The organism is Nocardioides sp. NPDC127514, assembly GCF_040302125.1.
Lineage (GTDB): Bacteria > Actinomycetota > Actinomycetes > Propionibacteriales > Nocardioidaceae > Nocardioides.
Genome location: NZ_JBEORF010000009.1, coordinates 66,706 through 92,541, shown reverse-complemented (window position 1 = coordinate 92,541; position 25,836 = coordinate 66,706). Strand labels below are relative to the sequence as shown.

At 70.3% G+C, this 25,836-nt stretch carries 25 protein-coding genes; 13 read left to right on the top strand and 12 right to left on the bottom strand.

Features of this window, described 5'->3' with window-relative positions:
* Positions 1-3: 3 nt before the first annotated feature.
* Positions 4-882: a class A beta-lactamase gene (bla, locus tag ABTX24_RS09145; protein WP_350839025.1), complete on the bottom strand. Its 879-nt coding sequence runs from the start codon at positions 880-882 to the stop codon at positions 4-6.
* A gap of 108 nt (positions 883-990) precedes the next feature.
* Here bla and ABTX24_RS09140 point away from each other — a divergent pair, with 108 nt between their 5' ends.
* The 3 genes from ABTX24_RS09140 (at position 991) to ABTX24_RS09130 (ending at position 4,260) form a co-directional block, all read left to right on the top strand.
* Entirely contained in the window at positions 991-1,860 is an 870-nt protein-coding gene (locus tag ABTX24_RS09140) for a LysR family transcriptional regulator (protein WP_350839023.1), read from the top strand.
* Positions 1,857-2,780, top strand: coding sequence for a serine hydrolase (locus tag ABTX24_RS09135; protein WP_350839021.1), 924 nt, complete (start codon positions 1,857-1,859; stop codon positions 2,778-2,780). The genes ABTX24_RS09140 and ABTX24_RS09135 overlap by 4 nt, the downstream gene beginning before the upstream one ends.
* A gap of 181 nt (positions 2,781-2,961) precedes the next feature.
* Positions 2,962-4,260, top strand: a complete 1,299-nt coding sequence (locus ABTX24_RS09130; protein ID WP_350839019.1) for an MFS transporter — start codon at positions 2,962-2,964, stop codon at positions 4,258-4,260.
* Between the two features lie 10 nt (positions 4,261-4,270).
* On the opposite strand, the gene ABTX24_RS09125 is transcribed toward ABTX24_RS09130, so the two are convergent.
* Positions 4,271-6,316, bottom strand: coding sequence for an acyltransferase family protein (locus tag ABTX24_RS09125; RefSeq protein ID WP_350839017.1), 2,046 nt, complete (start codon positions 6,314-6,316; stop codon positions 4,271-4,273).
* Positions 6,317-6,361: 45 nt separating this feature from the next.
* A complete protein-coding gene (locus ABTX24_RS09120) occupies positions 6,362-7,669 on the bottom strand; it encodes a D-arabinono-1,4-lactone oxidase (RefSeq protein WP_350839015.1) in 1,308 nt (435 codons plus the stop codon).
* 127 nt (positions 7,670-7,796) lie between these two features.
* On the opposite strand from ABTX24_RS09120, the gene ABTX24_RS09115 reads away from it, so the two are divergent.
* Positions 7,797-9,005, top strand: coding sequence for an amino acid deaminase/aldolase (locus ABTX24_RS09115; protein WP_350839013.1), 1,209 nt, complete (start codon positions 7,797-7,799; stop codon positions 9,003-9,005).
* 9 nt (positions 9,006-9,014) lie between these two features.
* Here ABTX24_RS09115 and ABTX24_RS09110 read toward each other — a convergent pair whose 3' ends face one another.
* On the bottom strand, positions 9,015-9,620 hold the full coding sequence (locus ABTX24_RS09110; RefSeq protein WP_350839011.1) for a TetR/AcrR family transcriptional regulator: 606 nt from the start codon (positions 9,618-9,620) through the stop codon (positions 9,015-9,017).
* 96 nt (positions 9,621-9,716) lie between these two features.
* On the opposite strand from ABTX24_RS09110, the gene ABTX24_RS09105 reads away from it, so the two are divergent.
* On the top strand, positions 9,717-10,940 hold the full coding sequence (locus ABTX24_RS09105; RefSeq protein WP_350839009.1) for an alanine racemase: 1,224 nt from the start codon (positions 9,717-9,719) through the stop codon (positions 10,938-10,940).
* A gap of 4 nt (positions 10,941-10,944) precedes the next feature.
* Here ABTX24_RS09105 and ABTX24_RS09100 read toward each other — a convergent pair whose 3' ends face one another.
* From ABTX24_RS09100 to ABTX24_RS09090, 3 genes are all read right to left on the bottom strand, one after another.
* Positions 10,945-11,835, bottom strand: coding sequence for an endonuclease/exonuclease/phosphatase family protein (locus tag ABTX24_RS09100; protein ID WP_350839007.1), 891 nt, complete (start codon positions 11,833-11,835; stop codon positions 10,945-10,947).
* An 85-nt stretch (positions 11,836-11,920) separates the two neighbouring features.
* A complete protein-coding gene (locus ABTX24_RS09095; RefSeq protein WP_350839005.1) occupies positions 11,921-13,006 on the bottom strand; it encodes a serine hydrolase domain-containing protein in 1,086 nt (361 codons plus the stop codon).
* A gap of 15 nt (positions 13,007-13,021) precedes the next feature.
* Complete coding sequence (locus ABTX24_RS09090) at positions 13,022-13,783, bottom strand: hypothetical protein (RefSeq protein WP_350839003.1); 762 nt, start codon at positions 13,781-13,783, stop codon at positions 13,022-13,024.
* Between the two features lie 199 nt (positions 13,784-13,982).
* On the opposite strand from ABTX24_RS09090, the gene ABTX24_RS09085 reads away from it, so the two are divergent.
* The gene (locus tag ABTX24_RS09085) at positions 13,983-14,165 is read left to right on the top strand and encodes a hypothetical protein (RefSeq protein WP_350839001.1); all 183 of its coding nucleotides are present in this window, start codon (positions 13,983-13,985) and stop codon (positions 14,163-14,165) included.
* 67 nt (positions 14,166-14,232) lie between these two features.
* Here the strand turns inward: ABTX24_RS09085 and ABTX24_RS09080 are convergent, their stop codons facing one another.
* Positions 14,233-14,685, bottom strand: a complete 453-nt coding sequence (locus ABTX24_RS09080) for a carboxymuconolactone decarboxylase family protein (RefSeq protein ID WP_350713760.1) — start codon at positions 14,683-14,685, stop codon at positions 14,233-14,235.
* A 138-nt stretch (positions 14,686-14,823) separates the two neighbouring features.
* Here ABTX24_RS09080 and sigJ point away from each other — a divergent pair, with 138 nt between their 5' ends.
* Entirely contained in the window at positions 14,824-15,705 is an 882-nt protein-coding gene (sigJ, locus tag ABTX24_RS09075) for an RNA polymerase sigma factor SigJ (RefSeq protein ID WP_160026288.1), read from the top strand.
* A 12-nt stretch (positions 15,706-15,717) separates the two neighbouring features.
* On the opposite strand, the gene ABTX24_RS09070 is transcribed toward sigJ, so the two are convergent.
* A complete protein-coding gene (locus ABTX24_RS09070; protein ID WP_350838999.1) occupies positions 15,718-16,377 on the bottom strand; it encodes a maleylpyruvate isomerase family mycothiol-dependent enzyme in 660 nt (219 codons plus the stop codon).
* Positions 16,378-16,525: 148 nt separating this feature from the next.
* Here ABTX24_RS09070 and ABTX24_RS09065 point away from each other — a divergent pair, with 148 nt between their 5' ends.
* Both ABTX24_RS09065 and ABTX24_RS09060 read left to right on the top strand, forming a co-directional pair.
* A complete protein-coding gene (locus ABTX24_RS09065) occupies positions 16,526-17,299 on the top strand; it encodes an IclR family transcriptional regulator (protein WP_160026290.1) in 774 nt (257 codons plus the stop codon).
* Between the two features lie 52 nt (positions 17,300-17,351).
* Positions 17,352-18,170 (top strand): hypothetical protein, encoded by an 819-nt coding sequence (locus tag ABTX24_RS09060; protein WP_350838997.1) that lies wholly within the window; start codon positions 17,352-17,354, stop codon positions 18,168-18,170.
* Positions 18,171-18,177: 7 nt separating this feature from the next.
* Here ABTX24_RS09060 and ABTX24_RS09055 read toward each other — a convergent pair whose 3' ends face one another.
* A complete protein-coding gene (locus ABTX24_RS09055; protein ID WP_350838995.1) occupies positions 18,178-19,080 on the bottom strand; it encodes a hypothetical protein in 903 nt (300 codons plus the stop codon).
* A gap of 384 nt (positions 19,081-19,464) precedes the next feature.
* Between ABTX24_RS09055 and ABTX24_RS09050 the strand changes: the two genes are divergently transcribed.
* The 3 genes from ABTX24_RS09050 to ABTX24_RS09040 all read left to right on the top strand — a co-directional run bounded on the left by ABTX24_RS09050 (position 19,465) and on the right by ABTX24_RS09040 (position 22,495).
* A complete protein-coding gene (locus ABTX24_RS09050; RefSeq protein ID WP_160026293.1) occupies positions 19,465-20,337 on the top strand; it encodes a S1 family peptidase in 873 nt (290 codons plus the stop codon).
* A 214-nt stretch (positions 20,338-20,551) separates the two neighbouring features.
* The gene (locus ABTX24_RS09045) at positions 20,552-21,424 is read left to right on the top strand and encodes a S1 family peptidase (protein ID WP_350838993.1); all 873 of its coding nucleotides are present in this window, start codon (positions 20,552-20,554) and stop codon (positions 21,422-21,424) included.
* 210 nt (positions 21,425-21,634) lie between these two features.
* A complete protein-coding gene (locus tag ABTX24_RS09040) occupies positions 21,635-22,495 on the top strand; it encodes a S1 family peptidase (protein WP_350838991.1) in 861 nt (286 codons plus the stop codon).
* A gap of 47 nt (positions 22,496-22,542) precedes the next feature.
* On the opposite strand, the gene ABTX24_RS09035 is transcribed toward ABTX24_RS09040, so the two are convergent.
* Positions 22,543-23,742, bottom strand: a complete 1,200-nt coding sequence (locus tag ABTX24_RS09035; protein WP_350838989.1) for a glycosyltransferase — start codon at positions 23,740-23,742, stop codon at positions 22,543-22,545.
* A gap of 348 nt (positions 23,743-24,090) precedes the next feature.
* On the opposite strand from ABTX24_RS09035, the gene ABTX24_RS09030 reads away from it, so the two are divergent.
* Positions 24,091-24,933 (top strand): hypothetical protein, encoded by an 843-nt coding sequence (locus tag ABTX24_RS09030; protein WP_350838987.1) that lies wholly within the window; start codon positions 24,091-24,093, stop codon positions 24,931-24,933.
* Here ABTX24_RS09030 and ABTX24_RS09025 read toward each other — a convergent pair.
* Positions 24,917-25,828 (bottom strand): class I SAM-dependent methyltransferase, encoded by a 912-nt coding sequence (locus ABTX24_RS09025; protein ID WP_350838985.1) that lies wholly within the window; start codon positions 25,826-25,828, stop codon positions 24,917-24,919. The two genes, ABTX24_RS09030 and ABTX24_RS09025, sit on opposite strands and share 17 nt — an antisense overlap.
* Positions 25,829-25,836 lie beyond the last annotated feature (8 nt).

Genomic DNA, 25,836 nt, shown 5'->3' with positions numbered 1-25,836 from the left:
CCCTCAGCCGAGCTCCCCGCAGACCGTCGCCGCGATGTCGGCGAGCGGGGTGTCGAGGGGCGCTGCGGTGGGGTCGTCGGAGCGGGTGAGGGCGGCGATGACGATCGGCGCGCCATCTGGGGTCCAGGTGACGCCGACGTCGTTCCGCGACGCGTAGTCACCACCGCCGGTCTTGTCGGCGAGCCGCCAGCCGGCCGGAACCCCGGCGCCGAACCTGGTGACGGTCGACTGGTTGGCCAGCATCCAGGTGAGCAGCTGGTCCCGGTCGGCGCGGTCGAGGGCGTCGCCGAGCACCAGCTTGGTGTAGGTCTGCGCGATCGCACGCGGCGAGGTGGTGTCGCGCGGGTCGCCGGGGATCGCGCTGTTGAGGTCGGGCTCCCAGCGGTCGAGCCGGGTCACCGGGTCGCCGAGCGATCGGGCGAAGCGGGTGATGCCGGCGGGGCCTCCGATGAGGTGGAGCAGCTCGTTGGCGGCGGTGTTGTCGGACCGCGTGATCGTCGCCTCGGCGAGCTGCGCGACGGTCAGGCCGTTGCGGACGGTGAGCGAGGTGATCGGCGAGTTGACGACGACGTCGGCGGCCTCCCAGGTCAGGCGCTGCTGGAGCGTACGCGCGGGATGATCGCGCAGGATCGAGGCCGCGAGCAGCGTCTTGAAGGTCGACAGCATCGGGAAACGCTCGTCGGCACGGTGCTCGATGACGCGGCCGGTCCGCATGTTCTTGGCCCAGACGCCGAGGTGACGCTGGTGCTTCTGCTCGAGTGCGGCGATCGCGGGGCTGTCGGCGGCGTACGCCACGGAGCTGCTGACTCCGGTCGCGGCGACGGCGGCCGCGGTGGCGGCTCCGCCCAGGACGGCACGGCGGCTGAGGATCGGTGTGGTCATGCCGAGCATCGTGATGGTGCCGCCGCGACCGCGTCCAAGGACGATCCGGCATGGACGTATGCATCGCCGACATGGGACGAGGTGGGGCCGATCAGCCATCCTGTACGCGTGGACCTACTGCTTCACCTGCGCGGCTTCGCCGCCGTCGCGGACGAGATGAGCGTCTCCGAGGCGGCTCTCGAGCTCGGCGTCGACCAGCCGCTCCTCAGCCGTCGCCTGCGTGCTCTCGAGCGCGAGCTCGGGGTGGAGCTGCTCGACCGCACCCGGCGCCAGATCGCGCTCACCCCGGCCGGTACGGCGCTGCTGCCGCGGGCCAGGCACCTGCTCGACCAGGCCGACCATCTGCTGCGGAGCATCCGCCGGCACGACCGGGAGAGCTTCGTGGTCGCGGTGCCGTCCGGCTGCGACCCTGCTCCGCTCGCGCGACTGGTCGCGCTGCTGGAGGCCGAAGGCGTCGACGTACGCCTCGCGAGCGACAGCGACCACGACGAGACGCCGGATTCGGCAGCCTGGACGGTCGAGACGTGCGACCCCGACGCGGCCACGTGGCTCACCCGGCTGGGCGCGGCTACCGCTCCCGGGACGGCCGAAGGGCCGGTGTCGCTGAGCTCGCTGCGACCGCGCCGAGGCAGGCAACGTACGCAGGTGCTGGCCCTCCCGCGAGACCTCGACGACCCCGCCGGTCGGCTTCGGCGGCTCGCGGACCGGGCCGGCATCGGACCGGCCGCCCTGCGCCGCGCCCCGCACCAGCTCGCGGTGGCCGAGACCATGGCGGGGCGCGCGAGCCTGGTCTGCGCTCGGCACGAGGCGGTGACGTACGGGCTGAGCTGGTCGCCCTTCGTCGACACCGTCGCGCGCGGCCACCGGCTGGTCGAGCAGCCACCACCGCCCGCACCGCTGGCGGCCGGCCCCGTGCGTGAGCAGGCGCTCGCCCTGCTCGGTGCCTGCGTCGGTGCGGCCGAGGAAGGACCCGCATGAGTCCGCTCGTCGGCAGCGACCGGCGCCTGATCGACCTCGCCGAGGCGACCGCCGAGCGCTTCCGAGAGCTCCAGGTACGGATCGCGTTCCTCGCCCGCGACCTCGACACCGGCCACGAGGTCGGGGTCGGTGTCGACCGGCCGATGCCGCTCGCGTCGGTGGCGAAGGTCCCGCTGGCCCTCGTCGTGGCCGACCGGATCGCGAGCGGCGAGATCGACGGCGGCGCGATGGTGACGCTGACCGCGGCGGAGCGGAGCTACGGGCCGTACGGCATCTCGGCGTTCACCCACGACGCGACCTGCTCGGTCACCGACCTGATGCTGATGATGCTCGGCCTCAGCGACAACGCCGCCGCCGACGCGCTCTTCGACAAGGTCTCGCCGCGCGAGGTCGACGAGCAGCTCACCGAGTGGGGCCTGGAGGGGCTGCGGGTGCGGCACCGGATGCAGCCGATGTACGACTACGCCACCCGCGTCGCCGGCCACGACTTCGCCCTCGCCACCCAGCTCGCGGTCGAGGGCCGCCGGCCCGGCGGCCGGCACGTCATCGACTCGCTCGACGTCGAACGCGCCACGATCGGCTCTCCGCGCGCCTGCGTCGACCTGCTCGAGCGCATCTGGCGCGACGAGGTCGCCAAGCCCGAGGCGACCGAGCTGGTGCGGCGGCTGATGGGCAAGCAGGTCTTCACCCATCGCATCGCCGCCGACCTGCTCGCCGACGACATCCAGCTCGCCGGCAAGACCGGCGGGTTCCTCACCCTGCGGCATGAGATCGCCGTGGTCACCCATCCCGCCGGCCGCGTCGCCATCGCCGTACTCACCGACTCCGACCGCACCGCCCGGATCCAGAACGACGTCGATCTCGCCATCGCCGCCACCGCCCGCGACGCCGTCGAAGCCCTCGCCTCCCGCCGCCCCTGAGCCGAGGCGTCACTCCCGTCGGCCGAGACGTCACGTACGCAGGTCGAGAGGTCACGCCGGTCGGCCGATCCGGCACATCGATGTCACCTCGGCCGACGCGCCTGACGCCTCGGCCGACCGGGGTGACGCCTCGGCAGAAAACCAGTCGGCAACCACCCCTTCCCGGTGATGCAATTGGCCGGTGCCCCTGCCCGGTTTCATCAGCAACCTCATCCCGCCGACACCGTTGTCGCGGCGGTTGGCGACGCAGTCGCTGCTCTTCGCGGCGGGGGACGGGACGTTCAACACCGCGGCGGCGTTCTACCTCGTCGCGTTCGTCGGCCTGAGCCCGGCGCAGATCGGTGTCGGCCTGACGGTCGCCGGGATCGCGAGCTTCCTCACCGCCTACCCGATGGGCCGGCTGGCCGACTTCATCGGCCCGAAGCGGATCTGGGCGATCAGTGCGCTGATCAGCGCACTGATGTTCGCGACGATGCCGTTCATCCACGGCTTCTGGGCCTACCTGTGCGTCATCGTCGTCTTCGAGGTGGTCAACAACGCGGGCGGCGCCGGCCGGAATGCGTACGTCCTGGATGTGCTGCCCGACAAGGAGCGGGTCGCGACCCAGGCGTTCATGTACTCCAGCCTCAACCTCGGCTTCACCATCGGTGCTCTGATCGCCGGCATCGCGCTCGCGCTGGACACCGACACCGTCCTCAAGTGGGGCGTGCCGTTCTTCGCGCTTGCCATCGGGATCGCCAACTCCGTGTGGATCACCCGGCTGCCGCGGGCGCCTCACGAGGAGCGCCGGGCGGCCGGCGAGATCACCGAGAAGCTGCCCGGCCCGGGCGCGCTGCGCAACGTCGGCTGGCTCCTGGTGACCACCTTCACCGGCACGCTGTGGTCCAACCAGGTGCTGCTGCACACCGTGATCCCGCTGTGGCTGGTCGAATACACCGACTCGCCGCGCTGGCTGCTGGCCTGGCTCTTCGCCACCAACACGGTGCTGTGCATCATCCTCCCGGCCTACACGTCCAAGGGCGTCCACGACGTCCGCGACGCGTTGCGCCGGGTGTGGTGGAGCAGCGCGTTCTTCGTCGCCGCCTGCGCGATCACGCTGGTCACCCACGACACCCGCGGGTTCCTCACCATCTTCCTGGTCTGGCTCGGCCACGTCGCCGTGACCGGTGCCGAGCTGGCCATCGGCTCCGCTTCCTGGGCCTTCCAGGCCGAGCTCATGGACCCCGAGCGGCGAGGCGAGTACGAAGGTGTCGCCGGCATCGGCCGCCAGCTCGGCGGCGCGTGGGCCCCGGCCCTGTTCACCTTCCTCGCCATGGGCTGGCACCCCGACTTCTACAGCGGCGCCGGCTGGATCGTGATCGGCGCCATCGTGGTCGCCGCTGCCGCCGCCATGGGGCCGTCGACCAGGATGGCCGTACGTTTCAAGCAGACCCACTTCCCGCACGAGGACGAGCCCGAGCCGGAGCCTGCGGCCGCCTAGCTCGGCACGATCAGTGCAGGATCGTGGCGATCCGGTCGCCGAGGTAGGGTGCGAGGGTCGCGGCGTAGAGCGGCGAGATGTGGAAGCCGTCCTGGTAGACCTGCAGGTTGCCGACGACGGGCGAGCAGGTGTCGGCCTCGCAGAAGTAGTCGGTGAGGTCGACACGATGGGCGTTCGGGGTCAGCCGAACCGCGCCGGCGGTGCCGTCGTCGCGTACGGCTTGATCCCGGTCGCGGGCGCAGGTCGCCCCCGCCGCGAGGCCGGCGTCGTCGATGCACGGCTGGACGACGCGGGCGAACCGGGTGGTGCTGCCCTCGAAGATCGGGCTGTCCCGGATCGCGATGACCGGCACCGACGGGTCCGGCCGGCTCGCCCATGCCTCCGCGAGACCACGACTGAGCGCCTCGCCGGTCGTCTCGTCACCGACGGCCTCGACCGCGACCTGGCTGGAGTGGATGACGACGTACGCATCGATCCCCCGCTCCGCGGAGAGATAGGTCGCGAGTCGCGACTTCCACTGCCGGCACAGCTCGACGGTCGTCCGGGGAGTGCCGACGCGATCGCGCGCGTTCCAGTGGCAGCCGGCGCGGCTGGCGACGTCGATGCGCCACCCGCGGCGTTCGGCGATCTCGCGGTAGGCGGGGACGAGCTGGTGGTTGTGCGAGTCGCCGATCGCGAGCAGCCGCCGCGTGTAGCCGCGGGCCGGCCCGAGCGAGCACACCTTGAACCGCACCGGCCGCTCCTTGTTGGACCAGCAGCCCGACCCGTCGGGCGCCTGGTAACCGAGACTGGCGTCGAGCAGCCGGTCCGGACCCTTGCAGCCCGCAGTCGCGGGATCCATGGCAGCCGCGCCGATGCAGCCGGCGTACTTCTTCGCGGCGGCGACGGCGGCCGCCCTCGCGGCGGCGTCCTGGCGCTCGACGGCGGTGGCGCCGGCCATCGTCGTGCCCGCGACCAGCGCGAGCACGATCGGGACGGTCACGAGCCGGCCGAGGCCCGTGAAGGACGGTCCGAGGCGGGTGACCGGCACCTCGACGAACCGGTGGGTGAGCCAGGCCAGGACCACCGAGGCCGAGAGCACGACCACCGCCGCGAGGAGCGTGGTCCGGGTCGCGTACGTCCAGCTCAGCCACGCCACCAGCAGCGGCCAGTGCCACAGATAGAGCGGGAAGGAGATGTCCGCGACGAACCGCAGCGGCCGCACCGCGAGGAGCCGCTGCGGCCCCCAGCGAGCCGTCGATCCGGAGCCGAGCACGACCAGCAGCGCCCCGCCGACCGGCCACAGCGCCCACGGCCCGGGGAAGAGCGCGGCACCGTCGAGCACGAACCCCGAGCTCGCGACGAGCAGCAGCCCGGCCCAGGCGAGCACCGGGCGCGCGACCCCCGGCGGACGGAGACGGTCGAGCCCGAGCGCGAGCAGCGCGCCGACGCCGAGCTCCCAGAAGCGTGCCCCGGTGTGGAAGTACGCCACCTGCTGGTCGGCGATCCCCAGCCGCCATGCGGAGACGAACGAGGCGACCGTCGCCACCGCCACGACGAGCGTCAGCACGAGCCGGAGCCGCGCCCGCGCCACCCGCCAGATCGCCAGCACGACCAGCGGCCAGAGCAGCAGGAACTGTCCCTGCACCGCCAGCGACCAGAAGTGTTGCAGCGGGCTCGCACTCGGCCCGGCCGCCCCGTAGGCGAGCTGCGACCGGATCATCTCCCAGTTCAAGACGTACGCCGCCGACGCAGCGATCTCCCGCAACGTCGAGCCCCACATCGACCGCGGCATGACCGTCACCATCAGCACCGCCGTCCCGGCGAGCACGACCAGCATCGGAGCCGAGAGCCGCAGGAACGTACGCCCGTAGTGGTCGCCCAGCCGCAGCTCGGACGACGCGACCCGGCGGACGAGCGACCGGGTCACCAGGAACCCGGTCAGCACGAGGAAGACGTCGACGCCGCCCGAGACCCGGCCGTTGCCGAAGAGGTGGAAGACCACCACGAGTGCCAGCGCCAGCCCCCGTAGCCCGTGGATCTCAGCGATGCGCGGCGGTCGGGGAGGCTGCGGCATCGGGTCACGCTAAAGGTCGCCGGTGACCCCCGGGAGAAGGGCAGGTTAAGAGCCGAGGACCTGCTCGAGGTAGGGGTTGCCGAACGTACGTGACGGGTCGAGCTTGTCGCGCAGCGCGACGAAGTCGCCGAACCGCGGATAGCGTTCGGCCAGGTCAGTGGCGGTGAGGGTGTGCATCTTGCCCCAGTGCGGGCGGCCACCGGCCTCGCCGGCGATGCGCTCGAAGGTCGCGAAGTACTCCTCGCGCCAGGGCGAGGAGGGCGCGGTGTGGATCGCGATGTAGACGTTCTCGCGCTCGAACCCGGTCGACAGCGGGATGTCGTCGGCGCCGGCCACCCGGACCTCGACCGGGAAGGAGATGTTCCACGACGACGCCTCCACGGCACGCTGCAGCGACGCAAGGACCTCCATGCCGACGGCACGCGGGACGGCGTACTCGCTCTCCACGAACCTCACCTTCCGCTGCGAGGTGAATACGCGGTAGGAGATGTCGGTGAACTCGCGCGGCGAGAGGGCGGAGGCGGCGAAGCGGGCCAGCGGCTTCACCAGACCAGGGACCCGAAGGCCGAGACCGACGGTCGCGCCGAAGGCCTGGTTGGAGAGGAGCTCGTCGTCGAACCAGCCCCGGAGCCGGCCCACCGGCGCCAGCGGAGTCTCCGGCAGCGGCAGCCGGGTGTTGTGCTTGGTCAGGACCCGGGTCGTGTGCGGGAACCAGTAGAACTCGAAGTGGTCGGTGCCCGACGCGTGCGAGTCGAAAGCGGCCATCACCTCAGCGAGCTCACCGTTGCCCTCACGTGCGCGCAGCGCAAAGAGAGGCTCGGTCTGGAGGGTGACCTCGACGATGATCCCGAGCGCCCCGAGCCCCACGCGGGCGAGCTCGAAGACCTCCGGATTCTCCGACGCCGAGCAAGCGATCACGGAACCGTCGGCGAGGAGCAGCCGCAGGCCGCGTACCTGGGCCGCCAGGCCGCCGAAACGCGCTCCCGTGCCGTGGGTGCCGGTCGAGATCGCCCCGGAGATCGACTGCTCCTCGATGTCACCGAGGTTGGTCATCGACAGACCGAGCGCCTCGAGTGCCCGGTTGAGGACCTTGAGGCGGGTGCCGCCGCGTACCGTCACCAGACCGGTCGTCGAGTCCGCTCGAACGATCCCGGAGAGACGATCCAGGCTGACCTGGACATCGACGGGCGACCCGATCGCGGTGAACGAGTGCCCCGCCCCGATCGGCTTGATCCGCCGCCCGGCCTCCGCCGCGGCCACGACGACCGCCGAGAGCTCCGCCTCGTCGCGAGGCACGACGACCTCGACCGCGCCCGCGTGCTGGTTGCCTGCCCAGTTCTGCCACTCGCTCACGCGGGATAGGGTGTCGCCTCGGAGGCGTACGGTCAACGGCTGCGCCCACATCGATCGGCCCGCGCGGTGGCACAGTTGGTCACCTCCCGTTGACGCGAGTGCCGCGCGGGGCATAGACACTTGCGTCGTGGTCACGACTTCCCACCATCTCTCCGCCCAGCAGCACGAACGGCTCGACCGGGCGACCGCCCGTCTCGACGGACCCGTCGGGGCGGTGGACCTCGCGGCGTTCGACGCCAACGCCGACGATCTCGTACGCCGTGCCGCCGGCACCCCGATCCGAGTCGCCAGCAAGTCCGTACGCTGCCGGGCGCTGATCGACCGGGTGCTCGCCCGCGAGGGATACGAGGGGATCCTGGCCTTCACGCTGTTCGAGGCGCTGTGGCTGGCCGAGACGCACTACGACGTCGTGGTCGGCTACCCGACCGCCGACCGGGCCGCGCTCGCCACCCTCGCGAAGGACGAGGAGAAGCTCGCCCGGGTCACCCTGATGGTCGACAGCGCCGAGGGGCTGTCGCTGGTCAAGGCCGCGATCGGCACCCCGGCCGCCCCCGTACGCGTGGCCATCGACCTCGACGCCGCGCTGGTCATCGCGCGCCGCATCTGGCTCGGTGCCCGCCGATCCCCGGTCCGCACCCCCGAGGACGCCGTCGCCCTCGCCCGGATCGTCACCGACGACCCGGACTTCCAGCTGGTCGGGCTGATGGCCTACGAGGGCCAGGTCGCCGGCACCGTCGACCGACCGCTCAGCGGCAACCCGCCCGCGGCCGTCATCAGACGGATGAAGAAGGCCTCCATCGCAGAGATCACCGAGCGCCGCGGGAAGATCGTCGCGGCCGTACGCTCCCTGGCCGACCTCGAGTTCGTCAACGGCGGCGGCACGGGCTCGATCGAGTCCACCCATGCCGATCCCTCGGTCACCGAGATCGCGGCCGGGTCCGGGCTCTACGGCCCGACCCTCTTCGACCGCTACGACGGTTTCACGCCCCACCCCGCGGCCTACTTCGGGCTGAGCGTGGTCCGCCGCCCCGCGCCCGGCATCGTCACCGTCGCCGGTGGCGGCTGGATCGCCTCGGGCCCGCCCGGACTCGACCGCGTGCCCAGCCCGACCTACCCCTTCGGCCTGGAGTACGTCGGCACCGAAGGCGCCGGGGAGGTCCAGACGCCGCTGCGTGGGCATGCCGCCGACCAGCTCGCGATCGGTGACAAGGTGTGGTTCCGGCACGCGAAGGCGGGCGAGGTCTGCGAGCGGCTCGACACGCTCCAGCTGATCGAGGGCGACTCGATCATCACCGTCGCGCCGACCTACCGGGGCGAGGGCCAGACCTTCCTGTGACCTGCTGGATCACTCGCCCAGCAGCTGGAACCAGCTCTCGGTGACCAGCTCGCACACGTGGTCGTGCTCGACACCCCACGACCCGTCCGCCCAGCGCTGGAACAGGAAGTCGAGCTGACCGACGGCCAGCGCGCCGCGCAGCTGCCGGCTGTCGGCGTCGAAGCGGTCCGCCTTGTCCAGGCCCGCACTGACGTCCTCGATCGTCTCGTCCGTCCAGCCGTCGACGATGCGGCTGAGATCGGGATCGACGGCCTGGGCAGCGCGGGCGATCATGACGATCGGACGCACCTCCGGCCATCGGGACATCGCCTGCCGGATCCAGGCACCGATCTGCTCGCGGGTGCCGGCCGCCACCGCGTCGGCGAGGCCGCCGAGCGAGCTGCCCTGCGGGCAGCGGAGCTGGACGAGCTCGTCCTCGAGGCGCTCGGCGATCAGGGCCTTGATGACGTCGGACTTCGAGGGGAAGTAGGCGTAGAACGTCACCCGGGTGGTGCCTGCCGCCGAGGCGATCTCGTCGATCGTCGTAGCCGCATAGCCGCTCGCGACGAACCGGTCCATCGCCGCGTCCAGCAGGAGCTGGCGAGTCATCGCCCTCTGAGCTGCACGGTTGGCCATGGCGTCACGATAAGCGACGCCGATACCTCCCTGGGGATTTCCACAGTTTCTCGAAACCCGGTGTCTCGCAGCTGGGCGTCGGTAGGTTCTGTCCCGATGGATGATCAAGTGACCTGGGCGGACAAGGGCTTCTGGGCGCCGGGAGAAGCCGTCGATCTCACCACGTACGCAGCCTCCGGCCACAACCTCTTCGACGGCTCGTTCACCTGGCCGGTGATGGTGCTCAAGAAGAGCGCGCTGGAGCACAACATCGCGACCCTCGCGGGCTTCGCGGAGGAGCACGGCCTGCTGCTCGCCCCGCACGGCAAGACCACGATGGCGCCCTCGCTCTACCAGCGACAGGTCGACGCCGGGGCGTGGGCGATCACCGTCGCCTCACCGAGCCAGGCCCTGGTCGCCCGCCATGCCGGCGTACGCAGAGTCCTCGTCGCCAACGAGATCCTCGACCACAGCGCGCTGAGCTGGGTGGCCTCCGAACGTGCGGCCGACCCGGAGTTCCTCCACCTGCACTGGGTCGACTCGGTCGAGGGTGTCGAGGCGGCGGCCGAGGCGTCGGCCCTGGTCGGCGTCGAGGACCGGCCGATGGCCGTGCTGATCGATCTGGGCTTCCCGGGCGGGCGCACGGGCTGCCGTTCCGTCGACGAGGCCGTCGAGCTCGCGCGGGTGGTCGACTCCACCCCGGGCGTACTCCTGGCGGGAGTGGCCGGCTATGAGGGCGGGCTGCGGACGGCGGAAGAGGCCGGCGACTACTTCGACCGTCTCAAGGAGCTCGCCTCGAGCCTCTACACCAACGGCCTGATCGCCGCCGATGCCATCGTCTCCGCAGGTGGCAGCGCCTTCTTCGACGTCCTCGCCGAGCGCTGGTCCGCGGGCTGGCCGGACGGGATGACCCCTCGCAAGGTGCTGCGCAGCGGGACGTACGTCACCCACGACCACGGCCTCTACGCCGAGGAGACGCCCTACAACCGCATCGAGGGCACCCTGGACCCGGCCATCGAGGTGTGGGCCCAGGTGATCTCGGCCCCGGAGGAGGGGTTGGTGATCGTCGGCATGGGCCGGCGGGACGCACCCTTCGACCACGGCCTGCCCGTCCCGCTCGCGGTGCGGCGCAACGGCTACGGCGGTGCGGAGCCGCTCGAGGGCACCGTCGAGAAGCTGGCCGACCAGCACGCCTTCCTGCGCACCGACGCCGGGCTGCGGCCGGGCGACCTGGTCAGCTTCGGGATCTCGCACCCGTGCACGGCGTTCGACAAGTGGCGGCTGATCCCGGTCGTCGACCTCGACTACACCGTGACCGACCTGGTCCGGACGTACTTCTGAGGGCTCAGGCGATGTCGGAGAGTCGCAGCCTGACCTGGTAGAACGCGCCGTGGTCGGTGGCACGACGGGCCGACGGACCGGAGTAGACCTGGTAGCGGTCGGGCCGCAGCGACGGGCTGAGGAAGGCCTGGTCGATCGGCGCCCGGCGGGCGGTGGCGCACGTCTCGTGCGTCGCCAGCGGACTCACCAGACCGGTCCCCGGCGAGGTCAGGTCGCACAGGATGTCGTTGCGCTGGTTGAAGTCACCGGCCACCACCATCGGCACCTCGGCACGCGCGACCACGCCCTCGACGATCCGCGCGTTCAGCTCGCGCCACTTCTTCTGCCCCGGGGCGGAGGGGAGGCTCGCTGGGAAGTGCACGGGCAGGACCCCGACGCGCTGCCCCGAGGAACGCTCCTCCAGCACGACCACCGGCGCGCTGACCTGGGCGCCGTGGCGGTAGTACATGGTGACCGTGTCCTTGCTGACCAGCCGGAAGACCGAGCGCCGGTAGAAGACTGCGTCGTCGGTGGCGTCGGGCGTGGAGACGAGGCCGAACTCACGGCCGAACGACTCGAAGGCCTCCCGCTGCGGTGCCTCCACCTCGGCGAGCACGCCGAAGTCGATGACCGTACGCCGCAGGTGACCCACCACGATCCGCATCCGCGGCACGCCGTCGAGCCGGCCGGCGGCAGCGCCGCCGGGCGCGGTGTGGTGGTCCGCCCAGGCGTTGAGCCAGGCGAAGCGCTGGAAGCCGGGCTGTACCGGTCCGGCCTGGACGACCTTGACGGTCGGGCCGGCGGAGGCGGTCGTCGGGACCAGGAAGCTCATGGCGGCGGCGAGGACGCCGCACAGCGCGATTGCGGGCACGACGGCGCGCAGGAGCTTGCCCGAGGCGAACAGCTTGGGGGACACGCCTACCGACGGTATGAGTCCGCCGTGTGCGCTGAACCAAACGCTTTCGAATACTCGGAAACCTCGGGTGAACTCCGGCGACGGGTCAGGCCGGTCGTCCGATCTCGGCGTTCACCAGGTCCGATAGTCGCTGTGCGGTGCTGAAGTCGGGAGTGAGTCGGTTCTTGGTGACCGCGAACGAGATCCCGGTGGCGGGGTCGGCGTAGGCATAGCTGCCTCCTCCGCCGGGCCAGCCGAGCGCGGTCGGTGCCTCGTCGGCCGGGGCGCCGATGCGGCCCAGCGGATAGCCGAGAGCAAGCCGGGCCGGGTTGCCGAAGACCTGGTCGGTGCCCTCGAAGGCGACCGCCGACAGCTCCTCGATCTGGGCCGGGCCGATCAGCCGCCCGTCCAGCATCGCGGCGTACGCGGTCGTGATCCCACGTGCGGTGAAGGTGCCCACCGACGGGATGTCGGCCTGGAGAAACTGCGGGTCGTTGCCCATCGACGCCCGGGGTCGTCCCTCCCAGGGAGCCAAGATGCCGCCCGGCCCCGGTGTCTCGGGTGCCGGCGGCTCGGCGTCCTCGAGCCTGGCGAGCCGGGTGAGCGCGCTCGGCGGGAGGCCGAAGTAGAGCTCGCCGGTGATCCCGAGGGGTGCGGCGACCCAGTCGTTCAACAGCCGCCCCATCGGTATCCCAGTGACCCGGTGCGCGATCTCGCCGACCAGGAAGCCGAAGGTGTACGAGTGGTAGCCGGTCCGGGTGCCCGGGCGCCACAGCGGGTCCGACCCGGCGATCGCCGCGCAGACCCGGGACCAGTCGCCCAGGTCGCCCGGGCCGAGTCCGCCGGGCATCGCAGGTACGCCGACCGTGTGCGTCAGCACGTGACGCAGCGTCGCCGACTCCTTGCCGCGCACCCCGAACTCCGGCCAGACTTCCGCGACCCGGGTGTCATAGCCGACGAGGCCGTTGCCGACCAGGAGGTGGGCGATCAAGGCGGCCATCCCCTTGCCGGTCGAGAAGCTGAAGAACAGCGTCTCCGGGCTGACCGGTCGCCCGGTCCCGCTGTCGGCGACCCCGGCGACGGCGTCCACGACCCGGTGGCCACGGTGGTCGACGGCGACCTGCAGGCCGGTCTCGTTGCCGCTGGCGACGAGCTCGTCCAGGACGTACTGGATCCGGTGCTGGAGGTTCATCGCCGCCTCGTCCGGCTACAGGTCCATGAAGATCAGGGCGCCCGCGATGTCTGCGGTGCCGTAGTGGAGGTAGTCGTCGACGGTCGTCTCCGGGACGCCCTTCTGCGCGGTCACGAAGCCGACGACGACCGCCTTGGAGGAGTCCTTGGCGACCCACTTCCCGATCACGTCGTCCGCGATGAGGCTGCCGGTGGGCAGGTCGAAGTCGGTCTCCTTGACCGACTCCGCGGCCGCCGTCGCCTCCGCCTCGCTGTCGAAGACGTAGATCACCCGGAGCATCCGCAGCTTGCCGCCCTCGGCGTCGTGGATCCCCATGGCCGCATAGCGGCAGCCCTTCTTCTCCAGCGCCGCCGACGCGATCGGCCCGCAGTCCGGGTAGTCCTGGGCGGCCACGTACGTCGCGTTCATGCTCACGTCGCCGAGCTTGAACCTCCAGTCACCCTCGAACAGATCGGCGGCCAGCCCGCCCGGGGCAGGGGCGGTCGCCGACGTGCTCGGCGTGGCCGTCACCGTCAACGGTCCCGGCTTCGCCGTCGGGTCCTCCTCACCGCGGAGCAGGACGAGGGCGGCCGTGATGATCACGCCGATCACCAGCACCACCACGATCGCCCCGAGCCCGATGACGATGGGCCAGGGATTATGCGGCTTCTCCGGCGGCGGTGGCCCTCCCGCGCCGAACGAATTCTCGTTCGGCGGCCAGCCAGGCTGGAGGTCCGGCGCAGGAGGCATCGCGCCGTACCCGTCCGGCGGTGGTGGTGGTGGTGTCGGCGTAGTCATCGGACCCCCTGGCCGAGTAAAGATTCACGTAGGAGAAACGTTCCCACGCGGTTCCACGATTCTCTCGTACGCCCCCACACCCGCTGCTACTTTCTGCGATGCGCCGACGGGTGGGCGCCGCCTCGGCCATCACGCTCCACAAAGGATCCCCATGCGTCCTCGCTCGACCACGTCCGCCTACTTCCACGTGAGCCAGTAGATGGCGACGAAGTGGAAGGTCCTCATCGTCGCCGGCACGGTCCTGGCGATCTGGGTGATCCTGGAACTGCTCGGATTGATGGCCGACGCGGTCTTCGGAGCATTCCTGCAGAGCTACCCGGTCGCGCTGGCGGTCGTCGCGCTGGCGGTCGGCTACCTGCTCGGTCGCGACAGCAATCGGTAGTCCGGGGAGTTCTCGTCCGTCTACCAGCGAGTAACGGACCGAAACTCCCCGGACTACCCGGCTCGGATCAGGGAGCGACCGGGTAGTGGCTCGAGATCGCGATCCGGTTCCAGGCGTTGATGGAGATCGCGACCCAGGTGATCGCGGCGATCTGCTTGGCGTCCAGGATGCTCTCGACGTCCACCTTGGGGGCCGGGGAGGTGTGCAGGTCGCCGATGCGGGTGATCTGCTCGGCGATGGTGAGCGCGGCCTGCTCCTCCGGGGTGAAGTACTGCGACTCCCACCACGCGGCGACGAGGGCGAGGCGGTCGGTCGTCTCGCCGTTCTTGATGGCGTCCTGGGTGTGCATCCGCAGGCAGAAGGCGCAGCCGTTGATCTGGGAGGCGCGGATCTTGACGAGGTCGACCGCGAGCCGGTCGAGGCCGGCGACGCTGATGGCCTCCTCGACCGCCTCCTCGACGGCCATCTGAGCCTTGTACGCAGCGGGGAAGAGCTTGGTGACGTTGACGTTGGCGAGCATCGGTGTCCTTCGGGTCTGGCCCGCCACAGCGCGGGCACTCGTCAGGTTGACGAGGCGGCAGATGCGAATGTGAGGTCGCCACCTCACAATCGCGATGTCTGGCTCGTCACACTGGTGAACCCCGAAGGAGATGCCACGATGCCTGACATGGACGACCTGGGCGAGGTGATGATCGAGCGTCGCCGTCTGATCGCGCTCGCCTACCGCCTGCTCGGCACGGTCGAGGAGGCCGAGGACGCGGTCCAGGAGACCTACCTGCGGTGGTATCGCCTCTCCGACGACGAGCGGGCGGCGATCGACAACCCCTCCGGCTGGCTGAGCCGCGTGACCAGCCGGGTCTGCCTCGACGTGCTCAAGTCGGCGCGCAGCCGCCGGGAGAGGTACGTCGGCCCCTGGCTGCCCGAGCCGGTCCGGCCGGGTTTCCTCGCCGCCCCCGAGGATCCGGCAGACCGGGCGACCCTGGACGACACGGTGAGCACCGCGCTCCTCGTCGTGCTCGACGCGATGACCCCGGCCGAGCGGGTCGCGTTCGTGCTCCACGACATCTTCGCCGTCCCGTTCGGAGACATCGCCGGGGTGGTCGGCCGCTCACCGGCCGCGGTGCGGCAGCTCGCCGCCTCCGCACGCCGCCGGGTCGCCCAGCAGCGCGACGACGTCGCCCCGCTGCCGGAGCACGACGACGTCGTACGCGCCTTCGTCTCGGCCACCGCCGGCGGCGACCTCGGCCGGCTGGTGACGCTGCTCGACCCGTCGGTCACGCTCCGCTCCGACGGCGGCGGCCGGGTCAGCGCGGCCCGCAACCCGATCGTCGGGCCGGAGAAGGTGGCGCGGTTCCTGCTCGGCGTACTCACGAAGCGGCCGAGCTGGGAGGTCCGGACCGAGGCCACCGCCGACGGCCTCGGGTTCACGTTCGTCGAGGACGGCGCTCACCGCGGTGTCGCCAACCTGCGGGTCGCCGGCGGCCGGGTCACCGACGTCTGGATCGTCCTGAACCCGGACAAGCTCGCCCTCTGGAGCTGATCCCAGAAAGGGTCACAGCCACGGCCCGAGCGTCGGCGCGTCCACCAGGTCGTGCGGTCGCCCGGCGAGCCAGGCGGCCACCTCGGGAAGCGGGCCCTCGACACCGAGCAGGTCGTCGTCGGAGAGTCCTCGCTTGGTACGGATCTCGTCGGCGAGGGCGAGCAGGAAGTCGTCGGGCAGGTCGGCGAAGGTGATCCCGACTCCGAGGTCGACGGCGTGGACGAAGACCTCACGGGCCCGCATCCACGGGACGTCGCTCGCCTTCCGGGTGACGAGCTGGGCGGTGATCACCTCGTGCTCCCACTGCTCGGCGGTGAGCCGGTCCATGGCCGCGTCGAGCTCCGCGGCGCCGCGGAGATACCAGGCGCGGAGCTCCTCGGCCGGACGCGTCGCGGCCGCCTCGATGTCAGCGTTGCGCTGCTCGGTGGAGGCGTACATCCGCTTCTCCACGCCGGTCTCGGCCCAGGAGATCAGGTTGCCGAGGGCCTCGGCGTTGGCGGCGACGTGGCCGACCAGATGCTTGCGGGTCCAGCCCGGCAGCTGCGAGTAGCCGTCGAACGCGGAGCGGTCCAGGCCGTCGATGGCACCGGTCAGCAGGGCGGTTCCCTCCGCGACCCAGCGGCGGGCATCCTCGAACGTACGCGTCGGGTTGGTGCCGATCAGGACAGACATCGCAGTGTTCCTCACTTGTCGAACCGGGTGCGTCGGGAGGCGTCGCCTCGACGACGTGGCCATTGTCACAGCGGCCTCCCCAGGTGGGTCAATCTCCTGCGGAGGCGAGCGATAGATGCTTGGTTTGGTGTGATCAGGAAGAGGTGGGATGGACAAGCCGCTCAAGACCCGGCCCCCGTATGCGATCACCAGCGTCGACCACGCACTCAAGCTGGCGACGATCCTCCAGCTCGAAGGCCGCTTGACCGTCTCAGAGGCAGCGGCTCGGCTCGACGTCGCCCGTTCCACCGCCCATCGGCTGCTGGCGATGCTGGTCTACCGCGACTTCGCGGTCCAGGACGAGGACAAGGTCTACCGGGCCGGACCGGTGCTGGAGCTGGCGGCTCACTCCCGCTCGACCGCATCCCGGCTCCGTCAGGTCGCGCTGCCCCATCTGCAGCGCCTGGTCGACCTGCTGGGCGAGTCCGCCAACGTCGCCGTACGCACCGGTGACACCTGCCGCTTCATCGCCTCGGTCGAGTCGCCGCAGTCGCTCAAGGTCGGCTCCCGTGAGGGCATGGTCTTCCCCGCCCACCGCACGACCGCCGGCCTCCTGCTCCTGGCCCAGATCTCCGACGACGAGGTCGCCTCGATCTACTCCCGGGAGAGGTACGCCGACCACCTGGCCGATCGCCCGGACGTCGATGCGCTGCGTACCGAGCTCGAGCGCGTACGCCGCAACGGCTTCGCCTTCAACGACGGTCGCTCCGAGCGTGGCGTGGTCGCGATCGGCGTCCCCGTCCGTGGCGCCGGCGGCGACGTCGTCGCGGGGATGTCGATCTCCATGCCCAGCGTCCGCTACGACAAGGAGTCCCTGCCGAGCGTCGTCGCCACCCTGATGTCCGGTGCAGCGGCCCTGGAACGTGACCTGAGTCAAGGGTGATCTGCGTCAAGTTGGCCCCGGTAGCGTCAGGTCGCGAGTTAATCTGGGCCCAATGAGCAACACCCCGCCCTCCAGCGATTCCCAAGCATCGAAACCCGCACGCATCGACTGGATCGCGACCACCGCAGGCGCCCTCGCTGCCGTCACCTCCGCTCTGCTGCTCTCCACGCTCGGTGCCGTCGGCACCCTCCTCGGGGCGGCGATGGGCAGCGTGGCGGCCACGATCGGCACCAACCTCTACGGCCAGTGGCTCGCGAAGAGCCACCAGAAGGTGACCAGCGCCCAGGCCCTGGCCCGGTGGCGGTCTGCGGGGCTGGCCGGCGTACGCACCAGCTCGGAGCCCGCGACCGAGCCGGCTTCGGACTCCGTGGCCGAGGCGGCGGAGATGGCCGACGGGGACGGCGACGCCGAGCCGATGCCGTCGTGGCAGGAGCGCCTCAGGACTCTGCCCTGGAAGCGGATCGCACTGGCCTCGCTGGCGATGTTCGTGGTCGTCGTCGCCGTGATCACCGTCTTCGAGCTGCTGGCCGGACGCAGCGTCAGCTCGATCACGCGCGGCGGGGACGGCGGCACGACGATCTCCCGGGTGACCGGCGGTGGCTCGGGGCAGGGCGACGAGAAGCAGGGCGAGAATCCGTCGCCGGGCGCGACCGCGACTCCCGAGGAGTCCGCGAGCCCGAGCACCGAGCCCTCGGAGTCGGCCGAGCCGTCCGAGTCGGCCACGACGGAGGAGCCGAGCGCCGAGCCGTCGACCTCGACCGGGTCGAGCGCAACGCCGTCGGCGCAGCCGAGCGAGAGCGGCAGCGCCTCGACCCAGCCTTCGCCCACGGTAGGGGCGTCACCCGAAGCAGGAGACCAGGCGACCCCCTGAGACCGGGTCACATCCGGAAGAGGATCTCCGCGCCGAGGTCGCTGTTGCCGTAGGAGGTGTACTCCTTGCCCTGGGCCTCGGTGATGCCGTCGCTGGCCGTGACCATGGTGTAGACGACGTACTTGCCGTAGTCCTTCACCTTGAACCAGCCCTGGGTGTAGCCGGGCAGGAAGGCTTCCGTCGGCGGGATCACGTGCCGCGGCTCGGTCTTCGTGGCGGCCTTGCCGGCGGCCTCGACGGTGCTGAAGTCGTAGATGAAATGGGTCATCCGCAGGTTGCCCCGCTGAGCCTTGTAGGAGACCCGCACGGCATAGTCGCAGCCGAGATTGCGGATCGCGGGCTTCAGCGTCGCCTTGCAGCCGGAGTAGTCCTTGCCGCTCAGGTAGCGTGCCTTGAGGTTGACGTCGCCGTAGGTGAACTCCCACGGGCGGGGGACGTCGGCCTTGGAGAGGTGTTCGGGCCCGATGGTCGAACGCGAGCTGGTGGCGCCGTCGCTGGGGTCGGCCGCGGAGGTCCCGGGCCAGTCGGGATTGCCGCTGGACTCACCGCCGACGTCGGAGCTTCCGCCGCCCTGGCTCGCCGACCCGCTCGGTGTCCTCTCGGCCGAGGCCGTGTCGCTCGCGGTCGGCGCTCCGGCGGTCGTGGCCGCGTCGTCGCCGCGGGTGAACAGTGCGTAGACGACCACGCCGCACACGACCACGAGCCCGAGGGAGACGGCGATGGTCAGGACCTGGCGCAGCGGCCCGCCCTGTCCGGCGCGCTCCTTGCGGGCGTTGAACGCCGGTCGGTTGCCGCTCTCGTCGGAGAGCCCGATCAGCCGCTCGTTGTAGTCGAAAGGGGCAGGCTGCTTCTGCGGCTCCTCGTCAGGCGCGCCCGAACCGGGGGAGCCTGGGGGCGGCGGATACGGCATGGGGTTTGTCTACCATCTATCAACAGTCGCCACGCCGAAGGTTTGGAAGCCGGACGGAATCCCGCCCGAATCCTCGCTCGAGCAGCGAGATGAACACGGATACCCACCGTACGCGGCCCGGGACCCGGGCACCTACAACTTGGCAATGCTTACCCAATCCTCTTCTTTCGGCGCTGAGCCGCAAACGCTGCGGAATCGCGTGTTGCTGCATTGCAGGAATTCGATGAACGAGTCTTTGCAATGCAGATTCTTGGGGAATCGAATGTGGTGCGGGGCAAGGAAAAGAACACGAAACTCAGTTACCCGCCCCCGGTAAGCCGCGAAACCCGTGGTTCCGGGTGCGGAAGCCCACAACACGTGGGCCTTTCCCCCAGGAGGAGACGTATGAGGTTCCAACGCACCACCTTCCGTCCCCGCACGATCGCCGCGCTTGCCGCGGGTGTGGGTCTCGCGGCCTCCGCCGCCGTCGCCGTCCCGGCAGCCGCCGCGGATGCCGAGTTCAGCAAGGCCGAGGTCGCGTCGGTCAAGTCGGCCGTCGCCGAGTCCGCCCCGGTCGGCTCGTCGTGGTACACCGACCCGGCCACCAACAAGGTCGTCATCACCGTTGACGAGACCGTGTCCGCGGCCGAGATCGCCGAGGTCAAGGAGGCTGCCGCCGAGAAGACGAGCCAGGGCGACCAGGCCGTGACCGTCAAGCACACCAAGGGCGAGTTCAGCCCGCTCATCGGCCCCGGCGACGCCATCTACGGCGGCGGCTCCCGCTGCTCGCTCGGCTTCAACGTCAAGGTCGGCGGCGCGGACTACTTCCTGACCGCGGGCCACTGCACCGACGCCGTCTCGACCTGGTACGCCAACTCCTCGCAGAGCACGCTCCTCGGCTCGACCGCGGGCTCTAGCTTCCCGGGCAACGACTACGGCATCGTCCGCTACAACTCGACGATCTCGAAGACCGGTGGCTTCACGGCCGGCACCGCTCGGGTCGGCCAGAGCGTCACCCGTGACGGCTCGACCACCGGTGTCCACACCGGCACCGTGACGGCGGTCAACGCCAGCGTCCGCTACGCCGAGGGAACCGTCAGCGGCCTGATCCAGACCAACGTGTGCGCGGAGCCCGGTGACTCCGGCGGCGCTCTCTACTCCGGTTCGACCGCGCTGGGTCTGACCTCCGGCGGCAGCGGCAACTGCTCCACCGGCGGCACCACCTTCTTCCAGCCGGTGACCGAGGCGCTCAGCGTGTACGGCGCCACGATCTACTGATCAAGCAGAGGTACGCCGCGGGGTGAGGTGGTTTGAGCCACTTTGCCCCGCGGCGTACGAAATTTGATCGAACTGCGAAAGTTTTTTGCCGACGACTGGCCGATGAGGTGTCTACAACGACATACTCACAGTGATCGTGTTCGGGCACATCGCGGTGGTCGTGCACGTGGCGCGCGCTACCGGGGCGGGCGCCTGGTCGTCCCAGGAGGAACGCATGAGGTTCACCAGGTCACGCAGCCGACTGCTCGCGGCAGCGGTCGGTCTAGGGCTGGCGGCTACCGCCATGGCCACGCCGGCGGTCGCTGCGCCCGCGGAGACGGAGGTCAGCGCCAAGGCGCTGGCGGCCGCCTACGCCGCCGTCGACTCCGCGGTCAGCAGGTCCGCGCTGTCCGGCATCGCCTGGTACACCGACGAGGCCACCGGCAAGGTGGTCGTGACCGCGGACTCCACCGTCCCCGCCTCCGCGCTGGGCAGGTTGACCCGGACGGTCGGCGCCGACGCCGACGCGATCACGATCAAGCGCGCCAAGGGTGAGTTCAAGCCGTTCCTCGGGCCTGGAGACGCCATCCACGGCGCGGGGACCCGGTGCTCCCTCGGGTTCAACGTGCGCAGCGGTGGCACCCACTACTTCCTCACCGCCGGTCACTGCGCCGAAGACGTGGGGACGTGGTACACCAACGCCGGTCAGACCACCCGGATCGGGCCGACCGTGAAGTCGAGCTTCCCGGGCAACGACTACGCCCTGGTGCGCTACGCCAACGACTCGCTGAGCCACCAGGGCGGCTACTCCGTCGGTGACGCGCGGGTCGGTCAGCGGGTCACCCGCGACGGCTCGTCCACCGGCGCGCACTCCGGCCGGGTCGAGGCGCTCGACGTCTCGGTCCGCTACCGCGGGTCCGGCACCGTCCGCGGCATGATCCAGACCGACATCTGCGCCGAGTCGGGCGACTCCGGTGGCCCGCTCTACGCCGGCTCGACCGCCCTGGGGATCACCTCGGGTGGCTCCGGTGACTGCTCCTCGGGCGGCACCACCTTCTACCAGCCGGTCCGCGAGGCCGTGAACGCCTACGACGTCAACCTCTACTGATACGCAGCCGAATTGGGGCGAAGTGGTTCAGACCACTTCGCCCTATTTGGCAATGATTTCCGCCTGGCGGTGAAATTTTCTTCCGTGGCGTAGCCGACCGATCGACCCGTCGACATACTCCCGAGAAGGCGTGCTCGGGCACATCGCGGTGGTCGGGCATTCCTGGCGCCTGCAACCACGCGGGTGCCTGGTCGTTCGTAGGAGGAACACATGAGGTTCACCACGTCCCGCACCCGTCTGGCCGCAGTCGTCGCCGGTCTTGGTCTGGCAGCTACCGCTGCCACCACGCCGGCTGTCGCCGCACCGGATCACCAGGAGTTCAGTCCGAAGGCGTTGGCCGCGGTCAACTCCGCTGTCGACAAGTCGGCCGTATCCGGCATCGCCTGGTACACCGACGCCGCGACCGGCAAGGTCGTCGTCACCGCCGACTCCACCGTCTCGAAGGCGGAGCTCGCCAAGGTCACCAAGGCCGCAGGCGCCGACGCCGAGGCACTCACGATCAAGCGCACCGCCGGCACGTTCACCACGCTGCTCGGCGCCGGCGATGCGATCTACGGATCCGGCTACCGCTGCTCGTTGGGATTCAACGTGCAGAGCGGCAGCAGCTACTACTTCATCACCGCCGGTCACTGCGGTGACGAGGTTCCGACCTGGTACGCCAACTCGGGCCAGTCCACCCTGATCGGCCCGACGGTCTCGTCGAGCTTCCCGGGCAACGACTACGCCCTGGTTCGCTACGACAACCCCTCGCTCTCGCACCCTGGCGGCTTCACGGTCGCCGATGCGTACGTCGGTGAGCGGGTCACCCGAGACGGTTCCACCACCGGGGTCCACAGCGGCACCGTCCAGGCGCTCAACGTCACCGTCCGCTACCAGGGCTCCGGCCGGGTCAGCGGCCTGATCCAGACCAACGTGTGCGCCGAGCCCGGTGACTCCGGCGGCGCGCTCTACGACGGCACCAAGGCCCTCGGCATCACCTCGGGCGGTTCCGGCAACTGCACCACGGGCGGAACGACCTTCTTCCAGCCCGTTCGTGAGGCGGTCAACGCCTACGGCGTGACCATCTACTGATCCACCCGCTGGTCGAGCCCCGCTCCGGGGCTCGACCAGCGACCGTCTCAGACCGCGACCGGGATGAGCGCCGAGTCGGCGGAGTCCTTGATGAGCCGGGCGTACGCGTCGAAGAGCCGCTGCTCGGAGAGGCGCTGTCGGTTGCGGAAGATCCGCTCGAAGTGCTCCTCGCGCTGGGCGAAGGCGGCCTTCCAGGACTCGGCCATCTCGGCCGGGTCGAAGCTCGAGACCAGGCGGAGGTCGCCCACCATCGCCGGAGCATCGCCGACCGGCGTGGTCACCGGGACGGCGCCGCAGGCCATCCCCTCGAGCAGGCACAGCGGGGCGGCCTCGCCGAATGCCGAGGTGAGCGTGATCAGGTCGGCGGCGTTGTAGAGCGGCGCCATCTGGCTCTGGATCCCGAGGGCGTGCAGGTTGGTCTCCAGCGCCGGCCACGCGCCGAGCTCATCGTTGATGAGCTGGGCGAAGGCCGGGTTGTCCGCGGTCATCCCGGCGCCGCACATGACGAGGTGGGCGTCGGGGTGCTCCTGGACGAACCGGCGCGCGGCCCGGACGAAGAGCGGGATGTTCTTCATCTCGTCGAAGCGCGCCGCGATCATCACCACGGGTGCGTCGCCGTCGACGCCGAGCTCGGCCCGCTTGCCGGCCCGCAGCTCGGCATCGGTGCGGAACTTGTAGAGGTCGACCCCGTTGGGGAGGACCGGCAGCCGCTCCAGCGGGATCCCGGTCGCCTCGTGGTAGGCCCGCTGGGTCGACTCCGCACAGCACACGGCAGCGGTCAGCAGCCCGGCCCGGTCGAGGTCGATGAGCTCCTGCACCCCTGCCCCCTGATGCTCCGGGTCGGAGCGGTGTAGGCACGTGATCAGCGGAGTCCCGGACGTACCGACCCTGCCCAGCACCGTGAGCGGCTGCTCCTTGAGGGACAGCACCACGTCGGCCTTGGCCACCGACTGCGCCACGCGCTTGAGCTGGCTGGTGGTGATGGGGCCCGTCGGCGTACGTCTCAATGCCCGCACCGGGACGCCGGCCGAGGTCAAGCGTCGGTAGGAGTTGTCGGAAGAGATCCGCTGCGCGGTGAACTCGCGCTGCACGCGGTCACTGAGGCTCAGCACGCTGTGCCGCTGAGGCGTGGTGGCGTCGAGCGCGCGGACGACTGCGGTGTGCAGGATCCGGGCGCCACCGGCGAAGAAACCTTCGTACAGGGAGAGGACGGAAGGGCCGTCCTCGAGGTATGTCACGGTGGACATGTCGACCTCACTTTTCCGCAGGAGGCATCGCCCGAGCGGTGATGGTGGTGGGGCTACGGCAGAGATATGCGGCTTCGTCCGGACGCTAACGCGTCCGTGGGCGCATCCCAAGACATCATCGGCTCGGGGCGAAGGATTTCACTTGATCGTCATCTTCACGCGCGCATCGTAGGAGCGACGGAGGATTTCTCGAAACCGGCGGGGATCCGGGCTCGATTTACGGTATCTGATGTGGCCTTCGTCACGCTATGCGTTCCTCGACATTGCTCGGTGAACGATTGGCGCGGGTCTCGGACGCGCTGCCGGATAGGCCACCGACGGTGGCCGGATCCCGCTACGTTCAGGCCTATGACGACCGAGGTGACGACGTACCGCTATGTCCGTTTCGCTCTGTGCTGTCTGCTCGCGGGGCTCGCGATCTCGGTGGCTGCCGAGACGATCACGAGCGGGGAGTGGCAGACGTCCATCTCGTCCTACTACTACACCCCGGCCGGCCCGGTCTTCACCGCGGTGCTGTGTGCGCTGGGCGTGTGTCTGGTGGTGCTACGGGGCTATACCGACGCGGAGGACACCGCGCTCAACCTCGCCGGGCTCTCGGCGCCGATGGTCGGTTTCGTGCCGACCCCGGAGATCGGGCAGCAGATCGACAAGGCCGCCATCGTCAACAACGCCTGGAGCTATCTGGCGGTGATGGCGATCGGCTGGGTGGTCGTGCTGATCTTCGGGCTCCGCAAGCGCGCCGCCGCCGGTGCCTGGCCGTCACGCTGGGGGCTGATCGGTCTGGTCTCGGTCGCCGGGGCGTGGGTCGTCGGGGTGGGCTGGCTGCTGATCGACCAGGAGAGCTTCGCGGCCAAGGCGCACGGGCTCGCGGCGATCTTCACCTTCACGCCGTTCGCGCTGGCGGTCGTGCTCAACACCGACTGGGGCGTGCGGAAGATCGCGCAGGAGGCCGACAAGGCGCGTACGCGGCTGGACAAGACCTACTGGGCACTGGTCGTGGCCATGGTGCTGCTGCTGGCGGGCGGCATCGTGCTGGGCCTGACCGGCTGGAAATACTGGCTGCTGGCGACCGAGGTCTCGCTGCTGGTCTGCTTCGCGATCTTCTGGATCATCCAGAGCTTCGACCTGATGGACCCGGAGCGCGACGCGCTCACGACGCGTCCGCGCGACCCACTCACCGGAAGTCGATGAGCAGGTCGTCGTCGCCGTTCTCGGGGTCGGTGATGACGCGGGGGAGGCGTACGGCGGTGTCGGTGCGCTTGGCCAGCGGCACCTTCGGCTCCGGCTCCTCGTCCGTCTCGACCACCATGTGCGCGCCGGTGGTCGAGCCTGTCGAGACCATCTGGGCGTGCGGGAGCACCTGCGTCCGCCAGGCACGGCAGTTGTAGGGCAGTTGCATGCCGTCCATGCCGCGGCCGTAGTCGTCGTAGAAGGCCAGCACCTCGCGCCGCTTCTGCTCCTGAGCCTCCGGCTCGAGGGTGGCGATGTTGGAGCGCGACTGGACCAGGTCCTGGATCGAGTGGCGGTCGACGACCTGCCAGTGCCGGAACGTCTGCGCCTCGACCGCGGAGAAGGACCCGGAGTCGTCGAGGATCGAGGTCGGGTCGAAGCCACCGTCCTGCTTGCCGATCAGCTTGCCCAGCTTGCGCACCCAGGGGATCCGCTCGTCGCGCTCGTTCTGGACCACGGCGAGTCGTCCGTCCGTACGCAGCACCCGCCCGATCTCGGCCAGCGCCTTGGCGTGGTCGAACCAGTGGAACGCCTGGCCGACGACGACCACGTCGTAGAGGCTGTCGCCGGTCGGGATCTGCTCGGCGGTGCCGCTGGTGGCGCGTACGTCCGGGAGCTTCCCGGAGAGGATGTCGAGCATCGCGTCGTCCGGGTCGGTCGCGAAGACGTCGTGGCCCAGGCCGACGAGCACCTCGGTGAGCTTGCCGGTGCCGGCGCCGAGCTCGAGAACGCTCACCGGTTCGTCGCCGACCAGCCACTTCACGGCATCGACCGGGTAGGACGGGCGCCCGCGGTCATAGCTGTCCGCCACGCTTCCGAAGGAGCGTGCCGGGTCGGGGTTGGCTGGGTCCGTCATCTCGGTCA